Below are 1,798 nucleotides of genomic sequence, written 5' to 3' on the forward strand. Positions count from 1 at the left end.
ACCTTTAACTAAGGATTCCGTATACTGCCCTAAAACCAGGTTATTCTCTAAATCGGCCTGACTAAGTGGTTTTAGACTCTGTAGAACCTTCACCACTTCATTCCGCGTTGAGTCGGCATTGATCACTGCTGGCGGTTCCATCGCTACCATCGCCAAAACTTGCAGCAAGTGGTTTTGAAACATATCGCGCACGGCACCTGCGCCATCGTAATAGCTACCCCGAGACTCAACACCTAATTTCTCTGCGCCGGTTATCTCAACATAATCAATATAATTTCTATCCCATAATGGTTCAAACATGCCATTAGCAAAGCGAAAAACCAGTAGGTTTTGAACGGTCTCTTTTCCCAAATAGTGATCGATACGATAAATCTGGGATTCATCAAAATAGGAATGCAAACCATGGTCTAGCTCGATTGCAGATTCCAAGTCATAACCTAGAGGCTTCTCGACCACGATGCGCTTCCAGCCTTCACACTGATCCAACAATTGACTCTTTGACAAGCAATCAGGGATCACGGTAAACATACTTGGCGGCATCGCCATGTAAAACAAAGTATTGTGCGGTGTCTGGTAGCGCGCATACAGCTCATTCAAGGTAAGCTTTAGCTTGGAGTATTCCGTGACATCGGAGGTATTCAAAGACAAGTAATAAACGTGCTGGAGAAAATCTTCGACAGTATGCGAATCAAGGTTTGCACCTTCACTTAGCGACTTTAACAAAGCCTCACGATAACTATCTGAGTCATAAGCACTGCGCGAAACACCCAAAATAAAGAAACAATCAGGCAATTGTCTAGTGACATATAAATGGAACAAAGCCGGGATAAGCTTGCGAAACGACAAGTCTCCCGAGGCACCAAAAATGACGATATTACTGTTATCAGGAACCCTCATCAGACAACTCCTTAGTCGTAGGCTTTTAGTATAGCTTACTCATTAAATAGCTCCGAGTCATGACTCAGAGCTTTTTAATCCTTATTTGATGGTTTCATCCACAAGCGCTTTTGCTTCTTTCTGAACTTTCTTCAAATGATCTGAACTGACAAAACTTTCCGCATAGATTTTATAAACATCTTCGGTGCCCGATGGCCTTGCAGCAAACCAGCCATTTTCTGTAGAAACTTTTAGGCCACCGATTGCAGCACTATTACCCACCGCCTTGGTCAGTTTCTGCTGAATCGTTTCGCCTGCCAACTCGCTTGCACTCACCTGCTCAGCAGATAAGGCTTTAAGCTTGGCTTTCTGCTCTTTGCTTGCCGATGCATCAAGACGCTCATAAACAGGAGAACCGAACTGGTTTTCCAGTTCTTTATAACGCTCCCCCGGGTCCTTACCAGTTACTGCGCATATTTCGGCAGCCAGGAGATCCATGATAATGCCGTCTTTATCGGTCGTCCAAACTTGTCCGTTGCGTCTCAAAAATGAAGCGCCTGCACTTTCTTCTCCACCAAAACCCAAGCTGCCTTGATGCAAGCCATCTACAAACCATTTAAAGCCAACAGGCACCTCAACCAAAGGACGCTTTAGCGCGCTAGCCACTCGGTCAATCATGCTGCTGGAAACTAGCGTTTTGCCGATTCCAACAGATTCATCCCATTCAGGACGATGTGAGAAAAGGTAATCGATTGCGACTGCTAAGTAGTGATTTGGGTTTAACAAGCCAGAGCTTCGAGTCACAATGCCATGACGGTCGTAATCAGGATCGTTGCCAAAGGCGACATCATATTGGTCTTTTAATTCAATCAACTGACCCATGGCATAAGGTGAGGAACAATCCATACGAATTTTGCCGTCT

General features: G+C 44.9%; 2 pseudogenes. Both read right to left on the bottom strand.

The features are described from left to right. Window positions 1-897, bottom strand: a pseudogene (locus tag A3735_RS21820) (glucose-6-phosphate dehydrogenase); the annotation flags it as partial. A gap of 81 nt (window positions 898-978) precedes the next feature. Beyond that, window positions 979-1,798: pseudogene (locus A3735_RS21825) on the bottom strand (alpha-D-glucose phosphate-specific phosphoglucomutase); the annotation flags it as partial.

The sequence above is a fragment of the Oleiphilus sp. HI0061 genome, from assembly GCF_001635675.1.